General features: G+C 73.7%; 21 protein-coding genes. 11 read left to right on the top strand and 10 right to left on the bottom strand.

Annotation, left to right across the window (positions count from 1 at the left end; translation table 11 throughout):
- Nucleotides 1-2: 2 nt before the first annotated feature.
- A complete protein-coding gene (locus RMN56_RS15775) occupies nt 3-818 on the bottom strand; it encodes a helix-turn-helix transcriptional regulator (protein ID WP_313724483.1) in 816 nt (271 codons plus the stop codon).
- Between the two features lie 256 nt (nt 819-1,074).
- On the opposite strand from RMN56_RS15775, the gene RMN56_RS15770 reads away from it, so the two are divergent.
- The 3 genes from RMN56_RS15770 (at nt 1,075) to RMN56_RS15760 (ending at nt 3,374) form a co-directional block, all read left to right on the top strand.
- A complete protein-coding gene (locus tag RMN56_RS15770) occupies nt 1,075-1,458 on the top strand; it encodes a WhiB family transcriptional regulator (RefSeq protein ID WP_091322257.1) in 384 nt (127 codons plus the stop codon).
- Nucleotides 1,459-1,591: 133 nt separating this feature from the next.
- A complete protein-coding gene (locus RMN56_RS15765; protein WP_313724482.1) occupies nt 1,592-2,491 on the top strand; it encodes a LysR family transcriptional regulator in 900 nt (299 codons plus the stop codon).
- A 136-nt stretch (nt 2,492-2,627) separates the two neighbouring features.
- Nucleotides 2,628-3,374 (top strand): SDR family NAD(P)-dependent oxidoreductase, encoded by a 747-nt coding sequence (locus RMN56_RS15760; protein ID WP_313724481.1) that lies wholly within the window; start codon nt 2,628-2,630, stop codon nt 3,372-3,374.
- Between the two features lie 82 nt (nt 3,375-3,456).
- Here the strand turns inward: RMN56_RS15760 and RMN56_RS15755 are convergent, their stop codons facing one another.
- The 4 genes from RMN56_RS15755 to groES form a co-directional block, all read right to left on the bottom strand.
- On the bottom strand, nt 3,457-4,626 hold the full coding sequence (locus RMN56_RS15755; RefSeq protein ID WP_313724480.1) for a low temperature requirement protein A: 1,170 nt from the start codon (nt 4,624-4,626) through the stop codon (nt 3,457-3,459).
- Between the two features lie 58 nt (nt 4,627-4,684).
- Nucleotides 4,685-6,331, bottom strand: coding sequence for a molybdopterin-dependent oxidoreductase (locus RMN56_RS15750; RefSeq protein ID WP_376787323.1), 1,647 nt, complete (start codon nt 6,329-6,331; stop codon nt 4,685-4,687).
- A 133-nt stretch (nt 6,332-6,464) separates the two neighbouring features.
- Nucleotides 6,465-8,108 carry a chaperonin GroEL gene (gene groL, locus RMN56_RS15745; protein WP_313724478.1) on the bottom strand — a complete coding sequence of 548 codons (1,644 nt, stop codon included), beginning with the start codon at nt 8,106-8,108 and terminating at the stop codon, nt 6,465-6,467.
- Between the two features lie 70 nt (nt 8,109-8,178).
- Nucleotides 8,179-8,487: a co-chaperone GroES gene (gene groES, locus RMN56_RS15740; protein WP_012015047.1), complete on the bottom strand. Its 309-nt coding sequence runs from the start codon at nt 8,485-8,487 to the stop codon at nt 8,179-8,181.
- Between the two features lie 318 nt (nt 8,488-8,805).
- On the opposite strand from groES, the gene RMN56_RS15735 reads away from it, so the two are divergent.
- Nucleotides 8,806-10,005 carry a THUMP-like domain-containing protein gene (locus RMN56_RS15735; protein ID WP_313724477.1) on the top strand — a complete coding sequence of 400 codons (1,200 nt, stop codon included), beginning with the start codon at nt 8,806-8,808 and terminating at the stop codon, nt 10,003-10,005.
- A gap of 18 nt (nt 10,006-10,023) precedes the next feature.
- Here the strand turns inward: RMN56_RS15735 and RMN56_RS15730 are convergent, their stop codons facing one another.
- Complete coding sequence (locus RMN56_RS15730; RefSeq protein WP_262283106.1) at nt 10,024-10,290, bottom strand: helix-turn-helix domain-containing protein; 267 nt, start codon at nt 10,288-10,290, stop codon at nt 10,024-10,026.
- A 98-nt stretch (nt 10,291-10,388) separates the two neighbouring features.
- Between RMN56_RS15730 and map the strand changes: the two genes are divergently transcribed.
- The 7 genes from map (at nt 10,389) to RMN56_RS15695 (ending at nt 17,333) form a co-directional block, all read left to right on the top strand.
- Nucleotides 10,389-11,207 carry a type I methionyl aminopeptidase gene (gene map, locus RMN56_RS15725; protein ID WP_313724476.1) on the top strand — a complete coding sequence of 273 codons (819 nt, stop codon included), beginning with the start codon at nt 10,389-10,391 and terminating at the stop codon, nt 11,205-11,207.
- A 104-nt stretch (nt 11,208-11,311) separates the two neighbouring features.
- Nucleotides 11,312-11,791: a Cys-tRNA(Pro) deacylase gene (gene ybaK, locus RMN56_RS15720; protein WP_313724475.1), complete on the top strand. Its 480-nt coding sequence runs from the start codon at nt 11,312-11,314 to the stop codon at nt 11,789-11,791.
- Nucleotides 11,792-12,001: 210 nt separating this feature from the next.
- Nucleotides 12,002-13,102 carry a sugar ABC transporter substrate-binding protein gene (locus tag RMN56_RS15715; RefSeq protein WP_313724748.1) on the top strand — a complete coding sequence of 367 codons (1,101 nt, stop codon included), beginning with the start codon at nt 12,002-12,004 and terminating at the stop codon, nt 13,100-13,102.
- Between the two features lie 108 nt (nt 13,103-13,210).
- Nucleotides 13,211-14,026 (top strand): ATP-binding cassette domain-containing protein, encoded by an 816-nt coding sequence (locus tag RMN56_RS15710; protein ID WP_313724474.1) that lies wholly within the window; start codon nt 13,211-13,213, stop codon nt 14,024-14,026.
- Complete coding sequence (locus tag RMN56_RS15705; protein WP_313724473.1) at nt 14,023-15,282, top strand: sugar ABC transporter permease; 1,260 nt, start codon at nt 14,023-14,025, stop codon at nt 15,280-15,282. Before RMN56_RS15710 ends, RMN56_RS15705 begins: the two co-directional genes overlap by 4 nt.
- 26 nt (nt 15,283-15,308) lie before the next feature.
- Nucleotides 15,309-16,490, top strand: a complete 1,182-nt coding sequence (locus tag RMN56_RS15700; RefSeq protein WP_313724472.1) for an ROK family protein — start codon at nt 15,309-15,311, stop codon at nt 16,488-16,490.
- Nucleotides 16,491-16,595: 105 nt separating this feature from the next.
- Nucleotides 16,596-17,333 (top strand): DUF4142 domain-containing protein, encoded by a 738-nt coding sequence (locus RMN56_RS15695; RefSeq protein WP_313724471.1) that lies wholly within the window; start codon nt 16,596-16,598, stop codon nt 17,331-17,333.
- A 64-nt stretch (nt 17,334-17,397) separates the two neighbouring features.
- On the opposite strand, the gene RMN56_RS15690 is transcribed toward RMN56_RS15695, so the two are convergent.
- From RMN56_RS15690 to tsaD, 4 genes are all read right to left on the bottom strand, one after another.
- Nucleotides 17,398-19,146: an ABC transporter ATP-binding protein gene (locus RMN56_RS15690; RefSeq protein WP_313724470.1), complete on the bottom strand. Its 1,749-nt coding sequence runs from the start codon at nt 19,144-19,146 to the stop codon at nt 17,398-17,400.
- On the bottom strand, nt 19,143-20,849 hold the full coding sequence (locus tag RMN56_RS15685) for an ABC transporter ATP-binding protein (RefSeq protein WP_313724469.1): 1,707 nt from the start codon (nt 20,847-20,849) through the stop codon (nt 19,143-19,145). Before RMN56_RS15685 ends, RMN56_RS15690 begins: the two co-directional genes overlap by 4 nt.
- Before the next feature lie 71 nt (nt 20,850-20,920).
- Nucleotides 20,921-21,175, bottom strand: a complete 255-nt coding sequence (locus RMN56_RS15680; protein ID WP_091262671.1) for a hypothetical protein — start codon at nt 21,173-21,175, stop codon at nt 20,921-20,923.
- 18 nt (nt 21,176-21,193) lie between these two features.
- Nucleotides 21,194-22,240 (bottom strand): tRNA (adenosine(37)-N6)-threonylcarbamoyltransferase complex transferase subunit TsaD, encoded by a 1,047-nt coding sequence (gene tsaD, locus RMN56_RS15675; RefSeq protein ID WP_091262673.1) that lies wholly within the window; start codon nt 22,238-22,240, stop codon nt 21,194-21,196.
- Between the last annotated feature and the right edge of the window lie 3 nt (nt 22,241-22,243).

The following is a 22,243-nucleotide window of genomic DNA, read 5'->3' as shown; positions in this document are numbered from 1 at the left end:
GCTCAGGCGACCAGGCCGGCGCGGAAGCCGGCGGCCACGGCGTGCGCCCGGTCGCGCGCGCCGAGCTTGCGGAACAGCCGGCGGGCGTGCGTCTTGACGGTGTCCTCCGAGACGAACAGCTCCCGCCCGATCTCCGCGTTGCTCTTCCCCTCGGCCATGCCGAGCAGCACCTGAAGCTCACGCTCCGTGAGGCCGATCGCGCTGCGCGGGGTACGCGCCGGCCGCTGCGGGCCACCCGCCGGCGCGGCCTCCGCCTCGGCCGCCGCCGGGTCGGCCGGGTCCTCGCCACGCTGCACCGGGACCACCGTGGGCCCCCCACCGGGACCCTCCGCCGACCCCGCCGGCCACGCGGCCCCGGCGGGGGTACGCCCCGGCGCGGCCGACCGGGCCGGCCCCCCGACCGCCGCGGCGTCCCGGGCCGGGTCGCTGACCCGGTGCCGGTTCGTGCGCCCGGGGGCGGAGAGCAGCAGCAGTGCCTTGGCTACCGCGCTGGTCAGGTCGTGGTCGGCGTTCTGGATGAGGCCCCGCGCTCCGGCGCTGATGGTGGCCGCCGCGGCCTCCGACTCCTCGGCGCCGAGCAGCAGCACGGCGGCCTGCGGGGCGCGGGCGAGCACCCGACGGACGAAGCCGGCGCTGTCCGGCCGGGTGAGGGCGGTGTCGGCCAGCACCACGTCGACCTGACGCTCGGCGAGCCGCAGCATCACCTCGGGATCGGAGACGGCCGTGCGGAGCACGCCCGACAGCCCGAGCCGCGCCGCCGCGGAGGTCAGGTGCTGGGCTGCGAGTGGTGTCCGAACGCACACGAGAACGCTACGCACAGTGGTCTCCTCTCCGCCTCAGAGCAGACCACGACGGCGTGTGCTCGGGAGGAGGTTCCGGGCAATCATCCGAACTTTTCCGGCAGATGGGGCATATGCCGCCGAGTGTCCGAGGTTTTCGATCACAGATGTGTGAGGGCGGGAAAGCCCGGGTACCGAGGGGTCACTCCGGAAACGGTGTCCCGCGCGGACCACCGCACCGGTAGGAGCTGGCCACGATGATTCTCCGCGGTGCCGCGCGGGAGGAGGGGTGCTGATGTCGAACGTACGCAGGCTGCCCGGACCCATTGTCGACCTCTGGGACTGGCAGCGGCTCGGTGCCTGCCGCGGGCGGGACAGTGCGCAGTTCTTCCACCCGGACGGCGAGCGGGGCTCCTCGCGGCTGCGCCGCGAGTCCGGCGCCAAGGCCGTCTGCCGCGCCTGCCCGGTGCGAGCCGAGTGCGCCGCGCACGCCCTCTCGGTCCGCGAGCCCTACGGGGTGTGGGGCGGCTTCAGCGAGTCGGAGCGGCTGCGGCTGCTGGCCCTCGGCTGGGAGGACCTGGCCGACCGCCGGCAATCCCGGGTGGACGTCGCCCGCCTGGAGGCCCGCCTCGGCCGGCCGCACAAGTCCGCCGTCCCGGACCAGCGCAAGATCGCCTGACCGGATCCGCAGAGACCATCCGACGCCGCGCCCGCCCGGGCGCGGCGTCGGCGTTCGTTACCCGGTCCGCCGAGACCGCGCGACGACCGGCTTCCTCGGCCGAGGGCACCGGTGCGCGTGGTGGGATGGGCCGGTGGAACTGCGGGAGATGCGGGCGTTCGTGGTGGTCGTCGAGGAGGGCAGCCTCTCCGCCGCCGCTCGCCGGCTGCACCTGAGCCAGCCGGCGCTGACCCAGACCATGAACGGGCTGGAGCGCCAGCTCGGCGTGCCGCTGCTGGTCCGCGGCAGCACCGGCGTGCGGGCCACCGAGGCGGGCATGACGTTGCTGACCGAGGCTCGGGCGGTGCTCGCGCGGTACGACCAGGCCGTGGCCGCGGTCAACCGGCACGGCGCGACCGGCGGCGGCGCGCTCCGGCTCGGCGTCCCGCTGGAGCTCCCCGCCGACCTGCTGACCCGACCGCTCGCCGAGCTGGCCGTGGCGTGTCCCGACACCCGGGTCCAGGTCCGCCACCTGTCCACCGCGGCACAGTTCGCCGCGTTGCGCGCCGACGAGCTCGACGTGGGGCTGGTGCGGGAACATCCGATCGGCCCCGACCTGGACGCCGTGCCGGTCGTCGAGGAACGGCTGGGCGTCCTGCTGGCCACCGCTCAGGCCGCCGCGATCGCCGGGCCGGACGGGATCCGGCTGGACGCGCTCGCCGGACTGGACTGGGTCGGCTTCCCCCGCTCCGGGAGCCCCGCCTGGTACGACGAGCTCACCGCGATCCTGCGCAGCCACGGCCTGGATCTCGGGCCCGCCGCACCCGAGGGGCAGGAGCTGATCGCCGAGGTCAAGCTCGCCGCCGTGGCCGCGGGCACGGCCTTCGCGCTCGCGCCGCCCCGCTGGCCACAGCCGCTTCCGGACTCGGTCACCTGGGCGCCGCTGGTCGGGCATCCGCTGGTCCGGCGCACCTGGGCGGTGTGGCCGGCCAGTTCCCACCGCCGCGACCTCGGCCGGTTGGTCGCCGCCCTGGAGCTGCGCGGGCCGGAGTAGCCCGCGGCGGCTTATGGCGGCCATAAGTTCCTCGATCAGCAAGTGGGGAAAATCCCGGCCGCCCACCGACTTGCACCCACTGGTCGGGACAGGCCCGACCAGAGCCGCGGAGTTGCGGAACAGGAGTGGGTGAAGCATGAGCAGGGAACTGCAGGGCAGGTCGGCGCTGGTGACCGGCGGCAACAGCGGTATCGGCCGGGCGGCAGCCCGGGCGCTGGCCGGGCTCGGCGCGCACGTGGTGATCTCCGGTCGGGACGCCGAGCGCGGCGACCAGGTGGTCCGGGACATCCGGGCGAGCGGCGGCCGGGCGGACTTCGTGGCCGTCGACCTGCGGGACGAGGCGTCGGCCCGGGAACTCGCCGCCCGGGCCCGGGAGCTGGCCGGTCCGGTCGACATTCTCGTCAACAACGCGGGCATCTACCCGTTCGGGCCCACCGAGCAGACGACCGAGCAGACCTTCGACGCGGTGTTCGCGCTGAACGTGAAGGTGCCGTACTTCCTGGTTGCCGAACTGGCGCCGGAGATGGCGAAGCGGGGCCACGGGGCCGTCATCAACCTGACGACCATGGTCGCCGAGTTCGGCATGGCGGGGATGAGCCTGTACGGGGCGAGCAAGGCCGCCCTCGTGCTGCTCACCAAGTCCTGGGCGGCGGAGTACGGACCGCAGGGGGTACGGGTGAACGCGGTCAGCCCCGGCCCGACCCGCACCGAGGGCACCGCCGGCATGGGCGAGGACCTCGACCAGCTGGCGGCCGTGTCCCCCGCCGGGCGTCCCGGCTCGGCCGAGGAGATCGCCGAGGCGGTCACCTTCCTGGCCAGCGACCGGGCGAGCTTCGTGCACGGCGCGGTCCTGCCGGTCGACGGTGGCCGTATCGCGGTCTGAGCCCGTCGGTCACACCGCCGCGGCCCGCTCCACACCCGGAGCGGGCCGCGGCCCGCTTCACGGGTCGCGGCCCCCTTCGGGTTCAGCCCGGCCGATCCGGCGCGGACCACTGCTCGACGATCGCCAGCACCACCCAGGCCGCCGCGCCGAGCGAGACCGCCACCAGCGGCGGCAGCCCCGCCAGCGCGATCACCAGCGCCACCAGGGCCAGCCCGCCCTGGGCCAGCCCCACCGGACGGCTGACCGACAGGCTGATACCGCGGTAGATGACGACGCAACCCGCCATCATCGCGACCTGACTGCCGCCCAGCAGCCGACCGGCCACGACCGCTCCCGGGCCGTGACCGGCCGCCGCCTCCGCGGCCAGTTCGACGGCGACCCCCGCGGTCACGATGGCGGCGTAGACCACCAGGTGCCCGTAGACGTAGAGGTAGCTGCGCACGATGGCCTGCCGCCCGGCCCGCAGCGCCCGGTTGCCCGCCTCACTGTCGTACGTGGCGAGGAAGTACACCCACCACACTCCGCAGGCGATGACGAACCCGGCCACCCCGATCGCCACCGACACCGGTCGCCAGCCGCCGGCGTCGATGCCGTTCGCCACCGCCAGAACCGCCTCCCCGAGCACGACGATGGTGAACAGCCCGAAGCGCTCCGGCATGTGCGACGTCTGGGTAGGCGCCGAGCTTGCCAGGGCGTACGCGAGGGGTCCGGACATCGCGGCGTTGACGACCAGCGCGACCGCCCAGACTCCGTACCGGCCCGGTGGGGAGAGCAGCAGCGAGCCGGACCAGAGCGCGGCGGCGATCAGGAAGCCGGCGGCGTTCCACGCGCAGAAGTCCCTGGCCTCGACGTCGATCCACCCCACGAGGCCGTACGAGGCGGCGAGCAGCACCAGCAGCAGCCCGTAGGTCACCGCGAAGCGGTTCGCGTCGGCGGCGCTCGCGCCGGGCAGGGAGGCGGACAGCGCCAGCACCCCCAGCATCGCGGTCATCTGCATCAGCCGGCTCGGCGGGCGGTCGTCGTCGAAGAGGTCGGCGAAGTAGGAGAAGCTGAACCACAGCCACCAGACCGCGCCGATCAGGCCGGCGAAGACCAGCACTCCGCGCGCCGACGGATCGTTCACCAGACGCTGGCCGAGCCGGAACACCGCGACCACGAAGACCAGGTCGAAGAAGAGTTCCAGCCAGCTCGCCCGCCGGGCCGCGCCGTAGCCGTGGATCAGTGAGCGCCTGCGCCCCTTCCCCGCCTCCACCGGACGAGATTAGCGAGGATCGGACCGCTATCTCCGGATTGCCCGAAAGGCGGCCGGGTCAGCCGACGGTGACCTTGACGGTGTGCCAGCCGGTCGCGCCGTCGGGCGCGACCGGGCGCCGCTGCTCGGGCTGCGTCTCCCCGGTGGAGTCCGTGGCGCGGACCTGGAGGGTGTGGTCGCCCGGGGTGGCGTCCCAGCGCCACGACCACTGCACCCAGGTGTCCACCGAGACCGTCGGGGCCAGCGTCGCCTCCTGCCAGGGGCCGCCGTCGACGCGTACCTCGACCGTGCGGATGCCCCGGTGCTGGGCCCAGGCCACGCCGGCCACCGTGACCGGGCCGGCGGTGAGCCGGTTGCGCGGGCGCGGCGTGTCGATCCGGGACTGCGTCCTGATCGGCCCCTGCGCCGACCACCCGCGCGGCACCCAGTACGCGTCGAAGTCCGCGAAGCTGGTCAGCTCCAGCTCGGTCACCCACTTGCAGGCCGAGACGTACCCGTAGAGGCCGGGCACCACCATCCGCACCGGGAAGCCGTGCTCGACCGGCAGCGGCTCGCCGTTCATCCCGACCGCGAGCAGCGCGTCCCGCCCGTCCCGAAGGACCGCCGTGGGGGTGCCGCAGGTCCAGCCGTCGACCGAGCGGCCGACCACCTGGTCCGCCCCCTCCTCCGGCTCGACCTCGTCCAGCAGCTCCCTGATCGGCACGCCCAGCCAGCGGGCGTTGCCGATGAGGTCGCCGCCCACCTCGTTGGAGACGCAGGCCAGGGTGACGTAGCGCTCGACCATCGGCCGGGCGAGCAGCTCGTCGAAGCTCAGCTCGATCGGTTTGCGCACCCGGCCGTGGATGCGCAGCCGCCAGGTGGCCGGGTCGACCTGCGGCACCACCAGGGCGGTGTCGATCCGGTAGAACTCCCGGTTCGGGGTGACGAAGGGGGCGAGCCGGCTCACCGACAGGTCGGCGCCGGCCGGCACCGGCGGGGCGGGCGCCGCCGGGGCGGGCAGCCGCACCGCCTCGCGGGCCGCCGAGACGCCCCGCCGCCCGGCCAGCCAGTGCCCGCCGAGCCCGGCGACCGCCGCCGTGCCGGCGAGCAGGCCGACACCGCGCAGGAACCGGCGGCGCGACTCCTGGTCGCCGCCGTCGAGCGGTTCCCACCCGGCCGGAGTCTCGTCCCGTGCGAGCGCGGCCACGGCCGGCGGCGGGGCGGGCGCGGACGGCGCGACCGTGGACGGCGTGGTCCCGTCCGGCTCCGGCGTGGCCGGCGCCGTCCGCGGCCCGGCGTCCGCTCCCAGCGGACCCGCCACGAAGGCCCAGAGCGTCAGCGCCCCCAGCAGGCCGCCGACCAGGGAGGGCAGCGCGTCGAAGGCGTCCGCGCCGGCCCGGGTCACCGCGGCGGCCACCCCGAGGGCGGCGAACGCCGCGATGCCGGCCAGGCCGATCCGGAGCCGCCGGGCCGCCAGCACGCCGACCAGCGCCGCGATCGCCGCCAGCAGCACCGCCGTGCCGACCAGGAGAGCGATCTTGTCGTACCGGCCGAAGACCGCGATGGCGAACTGCTTGAGCGGCTCCGGCACGACGTCGACGACCAGCCCGCCGACCGCGATGATCGGGGCGGACCGGGGGCCGGTGAGGACGGCCACCGGTTCGGCCACGCCGATCGCGACGGCCGCGGCCGTGACCCCGGCCAGCGCGGCCTGACCGCGCGACATGTTGCTCACGGCGACCAGTGTCGTCGGTCGGAGCGGCCGACCGCCAACCTCGTCAGCGTTCCGTAAGCAGATACGGGTCAGGGCACACCGCCGGCCGGCGGTGTGCCCTGACGTCAGGCCGTACGGCTCGGGATCAGAAGCCCGGGCCGTGCTGGTGGCCGTGCCCGTGGCCGTGGCCGTGACCGGCGTCGCCCGGCTCGGCCTTCTCCGGCTTCTCCACCACGAGGCTCTCGGTGGTGAGCAGCAGGCCGGCGATCGACGCGGCGTTGGTGACCGCGTTGCGGGTCACCTTCACCGGGTCGAGGATGCCGGACTTGACCAGGTCGACGTACTCGCCGGTGGCGGCGTCGAGGCCGTTGCCCCACTCCTTGGCGGCGACCTTCTGCACCACCACGTAGCCGTCGTGGCCGGCGTTCTGGGCGATCCAGCGCAGCGGCTCGACCAGCGCCTTGCGCACGATCGAGACGCCGACCTTCTCGTCACCGGTGAAGCCCAGGTCGTCGTCGAGCACCGGCAGGATCTGGACCAGGGCGGCGCCGCCACCCGGGACCGTGCCCTCCTCGACCGCGGCCTTGGTCGCGGCGATGGCGTCCTCGATGCGGTGCTTGCGCTCCTTCATCTCGACCTCGGTGGCCGCGCCGACCTTGATCACCGCGATGCCGCCGGAGAGCTTCGCCAGCCGCTCGGCCAGCTTCTCCCGGTCCCACTCGGAGTCCGAGGCCTCGATCTCCTTGCGGATCTGGGCGACCCGGTCGGCGACCTCGGCGGCCTGGCCGCCACCGTCGACGACGGTGGTGTTCTCCTTGTCGACCACGACGCGCCGGGCGGTGCCGAGCACCTCCAGGCCGACCTGGTCGAGCTTGTAGCCCAGCTCCGGGGCGACCAGCTCGGCGCCGGTCAGGATCGCCATGTCCTGGAGCATCGCCTTGCGGCGGTCACCGAAGCCGGGGGCCTTCACGGCGCAGACCTTGATGGTCTTGCGGATCGCGTTGACCACCAGCGTGGACAGGGCCTGGCCCTCGACGTCCTCGGCGATGATGAGCAGCGGCTTGCTGTTCTGGAGGACCTTCTCCAGCAGCGGCAGCAGCTCCTCGATCGCCGAGATCTTCTGCGTGGTGATCAGGATGTACGGGTCCTCGAGGACCGCCTCCTGCCCCTCCACGTCGGTCACGAAGTTCGGCGAGATGAAGCCCTTGTCGAACTGGAGGCCCTCGGTGACCTCCAGCTCGGTGGTGAGGGCGGAGCCCTCCTCGACGGTGATGACACCGTCGCGGCCGACCCGCTCCATCGCCTCGGCGATCAGCTCGCCGATCGTGGCGTCCTGCGCGGAGATCGTCGCGACGTGCGCGATCGACTCCTTGTCGGCCACCTCGACGGCCCGGCCGAGCAGCGCCTCGGAGACCTTGGCGGCCGCCGCGTCGACGCCCCGCTTGAGGCCGATCGGGTTGGTGCCGGCGGCCACGTTCCGCAGGCCCTCGCGAACCATGGCCTGGGCCAGCACGGTCGCGGTGGTGGTCCCGTCGCCGGCGACGTCGTTGGTCTTGGTCGCCACCTCCTTGACCAGCTGCGCGCCGAGGTTCTCGTACGGGTTGGTGAGCTCGATCTCCTTGGCGATGGTCACGCCGTCGTTGGTGATCGTGGGCGCACCGAACTTCTTGTCCAGGACGACGTTGCGCCCGCGCGGGCCGAGAGTGACCTTGACCGCGTCCGCGAGGGCGTTGACACCGTGCTCCAGCAGGTGCCGGGCGTCGTCCGAGAAACTCAGGATCTTCGCCATCTGTATCCCTTCGAAGCGACGCTGCCCCGGCCCGGCGAGCCGGACCGGGGCAACGACACTGATCGGTTGCTTACTTCTCGATGACCGCGAGGACGTCGCGGGCGGAGAGCACCAGGTACTCCTCGCCGGCGTACTTGACCTCGGTGCCGCCGTACTTCGAGTAGAGGACGGTGTCGCCGACCTTGACGTCGATCGGCACGCGGTTGCCCTTGTCGTCGATCCGGCCCGGGCCGACAGCGAGGACGGTGCCCTCCTGCGGCTTCTCCTTGGCGGTGTCGGGGATCACGATGCCCGAGGCGGTGGTGGTCTCGGCCTCGTTCGCCTGGACCACGATGCGGTCCTCGAGCGGCTTGATCGCAACCTTGGTCGCGGTAGTCACGGGCATACCCTCCTGGGGTACTTGGTGTCGTTGCCGGTCGGCACGCCGACCGGCGTCAATCTGCCACATGCCACCGGGCGGGGCCGTCGTCGCGGGTGCCGGTCCGCCTGGCGCTCAACCCCCGGACACCAGGGCCCGGGCGTTGGCACCCTCAGGGTGAGAGTGCTAATCGCAGGTTATTCCTCGGCTAGCACTCCGTCAAGGAGAGTGCCAACGAGCCGCGCCTCGTGTCGCCGGCCTCGGGCCGTACCGGGGTCGACGACGGCGCGCGCCAGGGGTCCGGGCCGGCCGCCTGCACGGAGCCGGGAGAATGCCCGGGTGGACCTGGAACAGTTCGCCGCCCTGCGTACCCCCGAGGGGTCGGCCGCGCTCGCCGCGGCGGCGCGGGTGGCCGGCGGCGACCCGCTGACGGCGGCGGCGGCGCTCCGCACCGCCGGGGTGCCGGCCGGCCTCGCGGCGGCGGCGCTGACCCAGGCCGAGCTGCGCCGGCGCGCGGTGGGCAAGTTCGGCCCGGCGGCGCACGGCATGTTCCTCACCCGGGCGGGCCTGGAGCAGGCCACCCGGGGTGTCGTGGCGCGGCGCCGGGCGGAACGCCTGCGCGCCGCGGGCGTCGCCACGCTGGCCGACCTGGGGTGCGGCCTCGGTGCGGACGCGCTCGCCGCGGCCCGCGCCGGCATCCGGGTGTACGGCGTGGAGGCCGATCCGGTGACCGCCGCGATGGCCGCCGCGAACGCCGAGGCGGCCGGGCCGGCCGACCGGTTCACCGTGGAATGTGGTGATGCCACGGCGTTCGACGTGCGCCGGGTCGACGGGGTCTTCTGCGACCCGGCCCGCCGGAAGGCCGGCACCGGCCGGCGGATCTTCGACCCGAACGCCTACTCGCCGCCCTGGGACTTCGTCACCGGGCTGGCCGAGCGGGTGCCGCGCACGGTGGTGAAGGTGGCCCCGGGGTTGGACCACGCGCTGATCCCGGCGGGCGCCGAGGCGGAGTGGGTGAGCGTCGACGGCGACCTGGTCGAGGCGGCGCTCTGGTGCGGCGCGCTGGCCGGGGTGCCCCGCCGCGCCACCGTGCTCCGGGAGAGGGAGGGACAGCTCAACGCCCAGCAGCTCACCGGCGGCGGCGACGCCGAGGCGCCGGTGGACCGGCCCCGCCGCTTCCTGTACGACCCGGACCCGGCGGTGGTGCGCGCGCACCTGGTCGCCGAGCTGGCCGGCGACCTCGACGCGACGCTGGCCGACCCGAGCATCGCCTACCTGTACGGCGACGAGGCCCGGCCGACGCCGTTCGCCCGCTGCCTGGAGGTCACCGACGTCCTGCCGTTCTCGCTGAAGCGGCTGCGCGCCCTGCTCCGGGAGCGCCGGGTCGGCCGGGTGGAGATCCTCAAGCGCGGCTCCGCGCTGGAGCCGGAGAAGCTGCGCCGGGATCTGAAGCTGGCCGGCGACGCGGCGGCCAGCTTGGTGCTGACCCGGGTGGCCGGCGCGCCGACCGTGCTGCTCTGCCGCCCGGCGCTCGGCTGAGCGGACCTCGCGGCGGGGTCAGGAGGCTTCGCGGACGCGCAGGTCGGCCAGCCACACCTCGGCCAGGTCGCTGAGCGCGATGTCGAGGACCTCGCTGAGGCAGACCACGGTGCCGAACGCGGGTGCCGGAAGCCGGCCCACCTCGATCTTGCGCAGCGTCTCCGGCGAGATGCCGGCCGCCAGGGCCACCTCGACGAGGCTGCGGCCACCTCGCGCGACCCGGAGCGCCGCCCCGAGACGTTGCCCCGCGGCGATCTGTTCCGGCGTGAGCGGTGGGCGAACCATGTCAGCAGGATATCCGTCTTCTCGGATCGGCGAAGCCGACGCGGCGGGCGCCCCGGCCGGGGTGGTATAAATATACCGCACGGGAGGAAGGGTTGATCGTGATCGAACTGAAGTCGGCCGAGGAGATCGACCGGATGGCCGCGACCGGCCAGTTCGTCGGCGAGCTGCTGGCGGAGCTGCGCGAGGTCGCCGCCGTCGGGGTCAACCTGATGGACCTCGAGCACCATGCCCGCCGCCGGATCCGGGAACGTGGCGCGGAGTCCTGCTACTGGGACTACTCGCCGTCGTTCGGCCGCGGCCCGTTCCGCAACGTCCTGTGCCTCTCGGTCAACGACGCCGTGCTGCACGGCCTGCCGCACCCCTACGTCCTGCGCGACGGTGACCTGCTGAGCATCGACATGGCGCTCGGGATCGACGGCTGGGTCGCCGACTCCGCACTGTCCGTCGTGGTCGGCACCCCCGCGCCAGACGACCTGAAGCTGATCGAGGCCACCGAGGTCGCGCTGGAGGCCGGAATCGACGCCGCGCGGGTCGGCAGTCAGCTCGGCGACGTCTCCGCCGCCATCGGCGAGGTGGCCCGCCGCTACGGGTACCAGGTGAACAACGAGTTCGGCGGGCACGGCATCGGCCGCACCATGCACGAGGCCCCACACGTGCCCAACAGCGGCCGCCCCGGCCGGGGCATGCGGCTGAGGCCCGGCCTGACGATCGCGATCGAACCGTGGCTCTGCCGGGGCACCGACAAGATCAGGTTCGACGGGGACGGGTGGACGATCCGGTCAGCCGACGGCTCGCGCGCCGCCCACTCCGAGCACACCGTCGCGATCACCGAGGCCGGCCCCCGGGTGCTGACCCGTCGGCCCGGGCACGACACGAGACCGGGCAACCGCAGCGGGCAGTCGGCCGCGTCGGCCTGACGAGCGCCCCTTCGGCGCGGCGCACGGCCGGAGCAAGCCGGTCTCTTCCCGGCCGGCGGTTTTCGGCTCGGCCACCCTGCGGGAGCCGGGTTAACTTGTCGCTCATGGCGGGACAGGGCACTCCGGCGACGGCACTGCTGACCAAGCGGAAGATCGCGCACAGCACCCACCCGTACGACGTCTCGCCGGACGCGCCGAACTACGGCGCCCTGGTCGCGGCGGCCCTCGGGGTGCCCCCGGCCCGGGTGTTCAAGTCGCTGGTCACCGAGGTCGACGGCGGGCTGACCGTTGCGGTCGTGCCGGTCACCGGCGAGCTGGACCTCAAGGCCCTCGCCGCCGCGGCCGGCGGGAAGCGGGCGGCCATGGCGGACCGGACGGTGGCCGAGCGCGCCACCGGGTACGTCCGCGGCGGGATCAGCCCGCTCGGCCAGCGCAAGCGGCTGCCCACGGTCGTCGACGCCTCGGCGCTGGAGCATCCGACGGTCTACGTCTCGGCGGGGCGCCGCGGCCTGCAACTCCAGCTCGCCCCGGCCGACCTGGTCGCGCTGACCGGGGCCGTCACGGCATCGATCGCCACCCGCTGAGCGCAAGCCCTGGGAGCGTTTCCGCACGCCACCCCGGTGGAGCCCTCTCGGCGGGTGACGGCGGGGTCTCACTTGCGTTGCTGAATTGTTACTGCCGCCAACAAACTTCTGACCTCGGCTCCCTTGCGCGCCTCCTCGGGGGAGGAATACGTTGCCGGGCACAACAAAACACCGACACAACTCCCCCAACCCCCGAAAGGACCCATGCATATGCGCAAGGGCTTCCTCACCTTCGCGGCCGTCGGTCTTCTCGCGACCGGCAGCATGGCCGCCTGCGGTGACAACGGCGGTTCCGACCAGGCCGGCGGCTCGACCGACAAGAAGCCGAAGATCGGCGTGATCCTCCCCGACAGCAAGTCCTCCGCCCGCTGGGAGGGCGCCGACCGCAAGTACCTCAAGGAAGCGTTCGACGCGGCCGGTGTCGAGTCGGACATCCAGAACGCCCAGAACGACAAGAACGCCTTCCAGACCATCGCCGACCAGATGATCACCAACGGCGTCAACGTGCTGATGATCGTCAACCTGGACTCCGGCACCGGCAAGGCCGTGCTCGACAAGGCCAAGTCGCAGGGCGTCGCCACCATCGACTACGACCGGCTGACCCTGGGCGGCTCGGCCCAGTACTACGTCAGCTTCGACAACGAGGCGGTCGGCAAGCTCCAGGGCGAGGGCCTGAGCAAGTGCCTGACCGACAAGGGCGTCAAGAACCCGTCGATCGCCTACCTCAACGGCTCGCCGACCGACAACAACGCGACCCTGTTCAAGAACGGGTACGACTCGGTGCTCAAGCCGAAGTTCGACTCGAAGGAATACACCAAGGTCGCCGACGACTCGGTGCCCGCCTGGGACAACGCGCAGGCCGCCACGATCTTCGAGCAGCAGCTCACCAAGGCCCGCGGCAAGATCGACGGGGTGCTGGCCGCCAACGACGGCCTCGGCAACGCGGCCATCTCCGTGCTGAAGAAGAACAAGCTCAACGGCAAGGTCCCGGTGACCGGTCAGGACGCCACCAAGGAAGGCCTGCAGAACATCCTCGTCGGCGACCAGTGCATGACGGTCTACAAGGCGGTCAAGAAGGAGGCGGACGCCGCCGCCGAGCTGGCCATCGGGCTGGCCAAGGGCCAGAAGAAGGACACCGGCCAGACGGTCAAGGACCCCGAGGGCGGACGGGACGTCCCGGCCGTGCTGCTGGAGCCCAAGGCGATCTACAAGGACAACGTGAAGGACGTCGTGACGGACGGCTACGTCACCAAGGACGAGCTCTGCACCGGCACCTTCGCCAAGCTCTGCACCGACGCCGGCATCAGCTGACCCCAGCCCCCGCACCAGGCGGCGCCGCCCGGCACGGACACCCGTGCCGGGCGGCGCCCGCGCCGGACGGGATCCGAGACCTCCCCTCCGTTCCGAAGGAGAACCCCCGTGTCCGCAACCCCCCTGCTGGAGCTACGCGGGATCGACAAGAGCTTCGGTCCCGTCCAGGTGCTGCGCGATGTGGCCTTCACCGCGTACCCCGGCGAGGTGACCGCGCTTGTCGGCGACAACGGCGCCGGCAAGTCGACCCTGGTCAAGTGCATCAGCGGCATCCACCCCACCGACGGCGGGGAGTTCCGCTTCGACGGCCGGCCGGTGAGCATCAACAGCCCCCGCGACGCCGCCGCGCTGGGCATCGAGGTCGTCTACCAGGACCTCGCGCTCTGCGACAACCTCGACATCGTGCAGAACATGTTCCTCGGCCGGGAGAAGCGCAGCGGCATCGTGCTCGACGAGCCGACCATGGAGCAGATGGCCGCCGAGACCCTGGCCGGGCTGAGCGTGCGGACCGTCAAGTCGCTGCGCCAGCACGTGTCCAGCCTCTCCGGCGGGCAGCGGCAGACCGTGGCCATCGCCAAGGCCGTGCTCTGGAACAGCAAGCTCGTCATCCTGGACGAGCCCACCGCCGCCCTCGGCGTCGCGCAGACCGCGCAGGTGCTGGAGCTGGTCCGCCGGCTCGCCGACAACGGCCTGGCCGTGGTGCTCATCTCGCACAACATGAACGACGTCTTCGCGGTCTCCGACCGCATCGCCGCGCTCTACCTCGGCCAGATGGTCGCCCAGGTGAAGACCAGCGACATCACGCACGCGCAGGTGGTCGAGCTGATCACCGCCGGTCGCTCCGGCAACCTCGGCCTCGCCGATTCGGGCACCAACGGCACCGGCGCCGCGCCCGCCGACACGACTCCAGGAGCCGTCCGATGACCACCACCGCCGTCAAGAGGGAGGGCCCCGCCGCGGTCACACCGGCGCCCACCCTCGGCACCCATGTCAACAACTACTGGCGCCGGGTACGCGGCGGCGACATCGGCGCGCTGCCGGCCGTGTTCATGCTCTTCGCGCTGGTGATCGGCTTCTCGATCGCCCGGCCGACCTTCTTCACGGCCGGCAACTTCGCCAACCTGTTCACCCAGGGCGCCGCGACCACGCTGATCGCGATGGGTCTGATCTTCGTCCTGCTGCTCGGCGAGATCGACCTTTCCGCCGGCTTCGCCAGCGGCGTCTGCGCCGCCATCCTGGCCAACGCGGTCACCGAGCGCGGCTACCCGTGGTACGTGGCGATGCTCGCCGCCGTGATCACCGGCGTGGTGATCGGCACCATGCTCGGCCTGCTGGTGGCGAAGGTCGGCATTCCGTCCTTCGTGGTCACCCTCGCCGGCTTCCTCGCCTTCCAGGGCATCGTGCTGATGCTCATGAAGGAGGGCTCCAACATCTCGGTGCGGGACGACACCATCCTCGCCATCGCCAACCGCAACCTCTCCCCCACGCTCGGCTGGGCGCTGGCCGCGGTGGCCGTCGCCGGGTACGCGGCCGTGCAGCTGCTGCGCCACCGCAACCGGGCCGCCCGCGGCCTGCTCACCGACCCGATCGCCGTGGTGGCCGCCCGGATCGCCGGCCTCGCGGTCATCCTCGGCGCGGCGGTCTACGTGCTCAACCTGGAGCGCAGCCGCAACGTGCTGGTCGTCTCGCTCAAGGGCGTGCCGATCGTGGTGCCGATCATCGCGGTGCTGCTGGTCGTCTGGACGTTCGTGCTCCAGCGCACCAGCTACGGCCGGCACGTCTACGCGGTCGGCGGCAACGCCGAGGCGGCCCGCCGGGCCGGCATCAACGTCGACCGGATCCGCATCTCCGTCTTCGTCATCTGCTCCACGATGGCGGCGATCGGCGGCATCGTGGCGGCCAGCCGGGCCAACTCCGTGGACCCCAACACCGGTGGCAGTAACGTACTGCTCTACGCCGTCGGCGCGGCGGTGATCGGCGGCACCAGCCTCTTCGGCGGCAAGGGGCGGATCCTCGACGCCGTGCTCGGTGGCGCGGTGGTCGCGGTCATCGACAACGGTATGGGACTGATGGGTTACAGCTCGGGCGTGAAGTACGTGGTCACCGGCGTGGTCCTGCTCGCCGCCGCCACCATCGACGCGCTGTCCCGCCGGCGGGCCGCCGCGACCGGCACCCGCTGAACCCGGCACGGAACATGACGGTGGCGATGCGCGCGGGACCGAGCCAGGACGAGATCCGTCGGCAGAACCTGGGCGCACTGCTCCGGTACGTGCACGTCCGGGGCGCCACCAGCCGCGCGGAACTGACCACCGCGCTCGGCCTCAACCGCAGCACCATCGGCGCGCTGACCGCCGACCTGGCCGGCGCCGGTCTGGTCAGCGAGGGGACGCCGAAGGAGACCGGCCGGGCCGGACGACCCTCGCTGGTCGTCCGGCCCGAGTCGGCCCGGGTCTACGCGTACGCGTACAGCGTCGAGGTGGACCGGCTGCGGGCCGCGCGGGTCGGGCTCGGCGGTGAGGTGCTCGACCGCCGGGAGCTGGACCGGCCGCGGAACCTGGTCGCCGGGGACGCCGCGCCGCTGCTGGCCGACGCGGTCCGGGAGATGCACCGGGCGGTGCCGCCCGACTCGATCTGCGTCGGGGCCGGCGTGGCGGTCTGCGGCATGGTCCGCCGCGAGGACGGGCTGGTCCGGCTCAGCCCGACCACCGGCTGGGTGGACGAGCCGCTCGGCGCGGCGCTCGCCGCCGAGCTGGGTGTCGACGTGCCCATCACGGTGGGCAACGTGGCCGACGTGGCCGCCTTCGCCGAGCACGCCCGGGGCGTCGCCGCCGGCTGCGACAACGTCATCTACCTCTACGGGGACGTCGGCGTCGGCGCCGGCATCATCGCCGGCGGCCGGCGGCTCACCGGGCACGGCGGCTACAGCGGCGAGGTCGGCCACATGGTGGTGGTCCGCGACGGGATGCGCTGCGACTGCGGGCGGCGCGGCTGCTGGGAGACCGAGATCGGCGAGCACGGGCTGCTCCGCGCCGCCGGCCGCTCCGACGCCCGGGGCCGGGAGGCGCTGCTGGCGGTCTTCGACGCCGCCGACCGGGGCGACGCGCGGGCCCAGACCGCCGTGCGCCAGGCCGGCGACTGGCTCGGCTTCGGCGTGGCCAACCTGGTCAACATCTTCAACCCGGAGATGGTCATCTTCGGCGGCACCATGCGCGACCTCTACCTGGCTGCCGCCGCCCAGGTCCGCAGCCGGCTCAACTCCAACGGGCTGCCCGCCTGCCTGGAGCACGTGCGGCTGCGCACCCCGAAGCTCGGTGACGACGCGGCGCTGATCGGCGCCGCCGAGCTGGCCTTCGAACGCCTCCTCGCCGACCCGCTCGACGTCGGCTGAACTGATCGGGCTCGTGATCCGTACCAGTGTGCGGACGGGCGGCCGGCGGGTGCGGCCCGCCCGCGACATCCGCGTACCGGTCCGGACCGAGGAGGCACCCCCACGATGGCACCGCTGGAATCCGCACGCCGCCGGCTGGCGCACCGGGTGATCCTGCTGCTCGTCGCGCTCACCGCGGGGATCGGCGTTCTTCCCGGCGCGGCACAGGCCGCGCCCAACCCCGTCGTGCAGCTCAACGCCGCCGACATGACGCTGCTCAACGGGGTACGGCTGGCCGGGCTCTGGGAGATGCCGGCCGGGCAGATGGCCGCCGAGAAGGGCCAGTCGAAGCGGGTACGGGAGATCGGCGCGGAGATCGCGCGCCAGCACGGCGTCCTCGACCAGCTCGTGGTGGAGGCCGCGAACAAGCTGGGCGCCACCCTGCCGACCACCCCGACCACCCAGCAGCAGGGCTGGCTGACCGAGATGCAGAACGCCACCGGCACCCAGTTCGACCAGATCTTCGTGACCCGGCTGCGGGTCGCGCACGGCAACATCTTCCCGGTGATCGGCGCGGTCCGGGCCAGCACCCGCGACCCGATCGTGCGCAAGCTCGCCGAGGAGGCGAACAAGTTCGTCAACGACCACATGCTGATGCTGGAGAGCACCGGGCTGGTCCGCTGGCAGCAGCTCCCGCCGCCCGCGATGCCCCCGGCGCAGAGCGACTCGCTGATCGCCGCGGCCGGCGCCAACGTCGGCAGCGGCGGCGGGATCCAGGTCAGCACCACCGTGGTGTGGGTCGTCTTCCTGCTGGCTCTCGCCACCGGCGGGTACGCGACCTGGCGGCTGCTCCGCCGCTCCTGAGGTCGGTGTTAGGAGGGGCCCCCTGTACAACGGAATCCGTTAACAGGGGGCCCCTCCTTGCACCTCAGCCGTGCCAGGACCGCCACAGGGCGGCGTACGAGCCACCGGCCGCGACCAGCTCGTCGTGCGAACCCAGCTCGGTGATCCGGCCGTCCTCGACCACCGCCACCCGGTCCGCGTCGTGAGCGGAGAAGAGCCGGTGCGCGATGGCGATGACGGTCCGGCCCTGCAGTACGGCGGCCAGCGACCGTTCCAGCGCCCGGGCCGCCCGCGGGTCGATCAGCGAGGTGGCCTCGTCCAGCACCAGGGTGTGCGGGTCGGCGAGCACCAGCCGCGCCAGCGCCACCTGCTGCGCCTGCGCCGGCGAGAGCGGATGCCCGCCCGCGCCGACCCGGGTGTCCAGGCCGTCCGGCAGCGCCTCGGCCCAGTCCCGCGCGTCGACCGCGGCGAGCGCCGCGCGCACCTCGGCGAGGCCGGCGTCCGGGCGGACCATCGACACGTTGTCGGCGAGGGTGCCGATGAAGACGTGGTGCTCCTGGCTGACCAGCGCGACGTGGGTGCGCAGCTCGGCCAGGGGCAGCCCGGACAGCGGCCGGCCGTCCACGGTCACCGTGCCGGCGCGCGGCTCGTGCACCCCGGCCAGCAGCCGGCCCAGCGTGGACTTCCCCGCGCCGGACGGGCCGACCATGGCCAGCTTCTCCCCCGGCCGGGGCACCAGCGTCACCCCGTGCAGCACGTCGTGGCCGGCGCGGTACGCGTACCGGACGTCGTGTGCGGCCAGCCGCCCGTCGTCGGGGACCGGCCGCCGGTCGGGCCCCGGGGCGGCGGCTTCCGCCGGCTCGCCGGCCACGCCGAGCAGCCGGGCCAGCGAGGCGCCGCCGACCTGGAACTCGTCCAGCCACGACAGCAGCCGGTCGACCGGGTCCACCAGCTGCTGCGCGTAGAGGGTGGCCGCGCTGACCTGGCCGAGGCTGACCCAGCCCTCCAGGTAGAACCAGCCGCCGAGCAGCAGGGTGCCGACCACCGGCAGCAGGTAGCCGATCTCGGCGACCGGGAAGAAGACCGTCCGCAGGTTCAGCGTGTAGTACTCGGCCGCGTACGACCGGCGGATGTCGGCGTCGGACCGGGCGCGGCGGCGGGCCTGCTGGCGCAGCGCCTCCGTGGTCCGCGCGCCCTCGACCGTCTCGCTGATCCCGTCGGTGATGTCGGAGTACGCGGCGTTCTCCCGCAGGTAGCCGGCCGGCGCCCGGCGCAGGTACCAGCGGGTGCCCGCGACCAGCAGCGGCACGGCGAGCAGGCAGGGCAGCACCAGCAGCGGGCCGGTCAGCACCAGCGCGCCGAGGATCAGCAGCACGGTGAGCGCCGAGATCACCGTCTCCGGCGCGGCGAACCGGACCGTCCGGGACAGCGCGGCGACGTCCCGGGAGGTGCGGGTGAGCAGGTCGCCGGTGCCGGCCCGCTCCACGGTGGACAGCGGCAGGGCGAGCACCCGGTCGACGAACTCCTCGCGCAGCTCGGCGAGGACCCGCTCACCGAGCCGAGCCGAGGCCAGGTGGGCGAAGCGGACCAGCACCGACTGCGCGACCACGAACCCGGCGATGGCCAGGGCCACCCGGTCCACGGTGACCGCGCCGACCCCACGCGAGATCCCCTCGACCAGGTCGCCGAGGAGCCGGGGCGCGACCAGGCCGGCGGCCGCGGCGAGCGCGTGCAGGCCGAGCGCGGCGGCCAGGCCGCGCGGGTGCCGGCGAACCAGTTCCCGCGCGTACCGGCGGACCTGCGGCGCGTCGGCGACGGGCAGGGCGTTGCTCACCGGTCCTCCTCCCGGCTCACCGCGGCCCGGTACCGGGGCTCGGCGGCGAGCAGCTCGTCGTGGCGACCCTCGGCGACCACCTTGCCGTCCTCCACGAACACCACGTGCTCGGCGCGGCCGAGCACCAGCGGGCTGGTCGTGCAGACCAGCGTCGTCCGCCCGCGCCGGGCGGCGGCCAGCCGGTCGGCGATCCGCGCCTCGGTGTGCGCATCCACCGCGCTGGTCGGCTCGACCAGGACCAGCGTCTCCGGGTCGGCGACCAGCGCCCGGGCCAGCCGCAGCCGCTGCCGCTGCCCGCCGGAGAACTCCCGGCCACGCTCGGCGACCGGGCTGTCCAGGCCGCCGGGCAGCGCCTCGACGATGTCCGTGGCGCTCGCCGCGACCAGCGCCGCCTCGATCGCGGATCCATCCGCCCGGTCGTGCGGGTCCAGCTCCGTGCGGAGGGCGCCGCTGAACAGCTGGGCGTCGTTGTCGGCCACCAGGATCCGCTCGCGCACCGTCGCCAGCGCCACGTCCCGCAGCGGTACGCCGTGCAGCGTCACGTCCCCGTCGGCGTACCGGCCCAGCCGGTCGGCGATCTCGGCGGCGTCCTCGGGCGCGGTGGCGGCCAGCGCGGTGAGCCGGCCGGGCCGCAGCACCAGCCCGGAGCGCACGTCCACCAGCTCGCCCGGCCCCTCGGGCACCGGCACCGGGCGGGCCGGGTCGGTGAACTCCGGTGCGAGGCGGAGCAGCCGCACCACCCGGCGGGCCGCGACGTGCCCCCGGGTCAGCTTGTCGGCCGCCTCGGTGAGGTTGCGCAGCGGGCTGACCAGGAACGCCGTGTAGCCGTAGAAGGAGACCAGCTGGCCGGCGCTGATCTCGCCGCGCAACGCGAACCGGGCCCCGAGCCAGGTCACCAGCACCACGAAGACGCCGGGCAGCAGGATCTGCGCGGCCTGGATGAGCGACTCCACCCGGGCCACCCGCAGGCCGTCGGCCCGCAGCGCCTGGGACTGCTCCCGGTAGCGGGCGCCCAGCACCGGCTCACCGCCCACCCCGCGCAGCACCCGCAGCCCGGACACGATGTCGCCGGCCCGCGCGGTCAGCTCACCTGTCGACTCCCGGTACGCCGCCTGCTGCCGGTGCAGCGGCCGGATGAGCAGCGCCACCAGCGCCATGAGCAGCGGCACGCCGAGCACCACCACGAGGCCGAGCGGCACGGAGGCGGTGAGCAGGATCACCGCCACGGTGGCGATGGCGACCACCGCGCCGGTGCCCCGGGCGGTGATGTCGACCGCGCTGCCGATGTGCTCGATGTCGGCCGTGCCGATGCTCACCACCTCGCCCGCGGCCACCCGGCGGGGCAGCGCGGCGCCGAGCCGGTTGGTGGCGTCCACGGTGACCTGCACGGTCCGGTAGGCGGCACCGAGCCAGTTGTGCACGGCGCAGCGGTGCCGCAGGATGCCGGCGGTCGCCTGGACGACACCCAGCCCGAGCAGGACCAGGCCCCAGCGGAGCAGGGCGTCCGGGTCGCGGTGGGCGAGGCCGGCGTCGACGGCCCGGCCGACGGCGGCCGGCATGAGCGCCTGGGCGAGCATCCAGATGACGCCGAGGGTGATGGCGGCGCCGAAGTACAGGGGACGCCGACCGGCGAGCCAGACCAGGTACCGGGTGGCGGACCGGGCGTCGGGGGTGCCGGGGTCGCCGGCCGGTGAGAAGCGCATGACCACCCGACGCTAGGTGCCGGGCCGGGCCGGACGCCAACCAGTTTCCCGCCGGTCGGGCCGGCTCGGGGTCAGCGGTCGACCTGCGTGAAGTCCCAGCTGTGCGGCGGCCGGGCCACCAGCCGCATGGGCGGCTCGGGCAGTTCCCGGGGGTTGCTCCGCCACTTCGAGATCACCACCACCCGGTGGTCGGTGGAGGAGAACACCTCGCTGGACAGGTGCAGCGGCTCGTGCTCGAACTCGGGCAGCGCGGTCTCGCACACCCAGGTGATCAGGTCGGCGAAGCCGTACGGCTCGGCCTTGGCCTCCCACATCCGGACGATCACGTCGGTCCCTTCCCCGCCTCAGACGCTGACCACGGTCAGCGGCATGGCGGAGTCGGCGGGCAGGTCCAGGCGGCTCGGGGCGACGCCCGCGGCGACCAGGTGCGAGCCGAGCGCGGCCACCATGGCACCGTTGTCGGTGCAGAGCTTCGGCCGGGGCGTACGCACCCGGACGCCGTGCTTCGCGGCCCGGTGCTCGGCCATCGCCCGCAGCCGCGAGTTGGCCGCCACCCCGCCGCCGATCACCAGCGTGTCGATGCCGCTGGTGCGGCAGGCGTCCAGCGCCTTGCCGACCAGCACGTCGCACACCGCCTCCTGGAAGGACGCGGCCACGTCGGCCACCGGCACCGGCTCGCCGGCCCGCTGCCGCGCCTCCACCCAGCGGGCCACCGCCGTCTTCAGGCCCGAGAAGGAGAAGTCGAAGCGGTGCCCGGCCAGATCCTTGGGCGCGGTCAGCCCCCGCGGGAACGCGATCGCCGCCGGATCGCCGGCCCGCGCCTCCCGGTCGATGAACGGGCCGCCCGGGAAGGGCAGCCCGAGCAGCCGGGCCACCTTGTCGAACGCCTCACCGGCCGCGTCGTCGATCGTCGCGCCGAGCGGCGTGACCTCCCGGGCCAGGTCGTCGACGCGCAGCAGCGAGGAGTGCCCGCCGGAGACCAGCAGGGCGATGGCCGGCTCGGGCAGCGGGCCGTGCTCCAGGGTGTCCACGGCCACGTGCGCGGCCAGGTGGTTCACCCCGTACACCGGCTTCTCGGCGGCCACCGCGTACCCCTTCGCGGCGGCGACCCCGACGAGCAGCGCGCCGGCCAGGCCCGGCCCGGAGGTGACGGCGATCGCGTCGATGTCGGCGATCGTCACCCCGGCCTCGCGCAACGCCCGGTCCATGGTCGGCACGATGGCCTCCAGGTGGGCCCGGCTGGCCACCTCGGGCACCACGCCGCCGAACCGGGCGTGCTCCTCGACGCTCGAGGCGAGCGCGTCCGCGAGCAGGGTGTGCCCGCGCACGATGCCCACCCCGGTCTCGTCGCAGGACGTCTCGATGCCGAGGATCAGTGGTTCGTCAGCCATGCG

The organism is Micromonospora halotolerans, assembly GCF_032108445.1.
In the GTDB taxonomy this organism is placed as follows: domain Bacteria; phylum Actinomycetota; class Actinomycetes; order Mycobacteriales; family Micromonosporaceae; genus Micromonospora; species Micromonospora halotolerans.
Note: the sequence above shows the minus strand (reverse complement) of the source record. Positions and strands in the feature narration are given on the sequence as shown.

Bases quoted from the DNA above. Each gene is read 5' to 3' on its own strand.
- RMN56_RS15730 (WP_262283106.1), bottom strand. From the start codon at position 10,290: ATGGTTCGCCCACCGCTCACGCCGGAACAGATCGCCGCGGGGCAACGT.
- RMN56_RS15700 (WP_313724472.1), top strand. From the start codon at position 15,309: ATGCGCGCGGGACCGAGCCAGGACGAGATCCGTCGGCAGAACCTGGGC.
- RMN56_RS15760 (WP_313724481.1), top strand. From the start codon at position 2,628: ATGAGCAGGGAACTGCAGGGCAGGTCGGCGCTGGTGACCGGCGGCAAC.
- RMN56_RS15715 (WP_313724748.1), top strand. From the start codon at position 12,002: ATGCGCAAGGGCTTCCTCACCTTCGCGGCCGTCGGTCTTCTCGCGACC.
- groL (WP_313724478.1), bottom strand. From the start codon at position 8,108: ATGGCGAAGATCCTGAGTTTCTCGGACGACGCCCGGCACCTGCTGGAG.
- RMN56_RS15750 (WP_376787323.1), bottom strand. From the start codon at position 6,331: ATGTCGCGCGGTCAGGCCGCGCTGGCCGGGGTCACGGCCGCGGCCGTC.
- RMN56_RS15705 (WP_313724473.1), top strand. From the start codon at position 14,023: ATGACCACCACCGCCGTCAAGAGGGAGGGCCCCGCCGCGGTCACACCG.
- RMN56_RS15695 (WP_313724471.1), top strand. From the start codon at position 16,596: ATGGCACCGCTGGAATCCGCACGCCGCCGGCTGGCGCACCGGGTGATC.
- RMN56_RS15770 (WP_091322257.1), top strand. From the start codon at position 1,075: ATGTCGAACGTACGCAGGCTGCCCGGACCCATTGTCGACCTCTGGGAC.
- RMN56_RS15685 (WP_313724469.1), bottom strand. From the start codon at position 20,849: ATGCGCTTCTCACCGGCCGGCGACCCCGGCACCCCCGACGCCCGGTCC.
- tsaD (WP_091262673.1), bottom strand. From the start codon at position 22,240: ATGGCTGACGAACCACTGATCCTCGGCATCGAGACGTCCTGCGACGAG.
- ybaK (WP_313724475.1), top strand. From the start codon at position 11,312: ATGGCGGGACAGGGCACTCCGGCGACGGCACTGCTGACCAAGCGGAAG.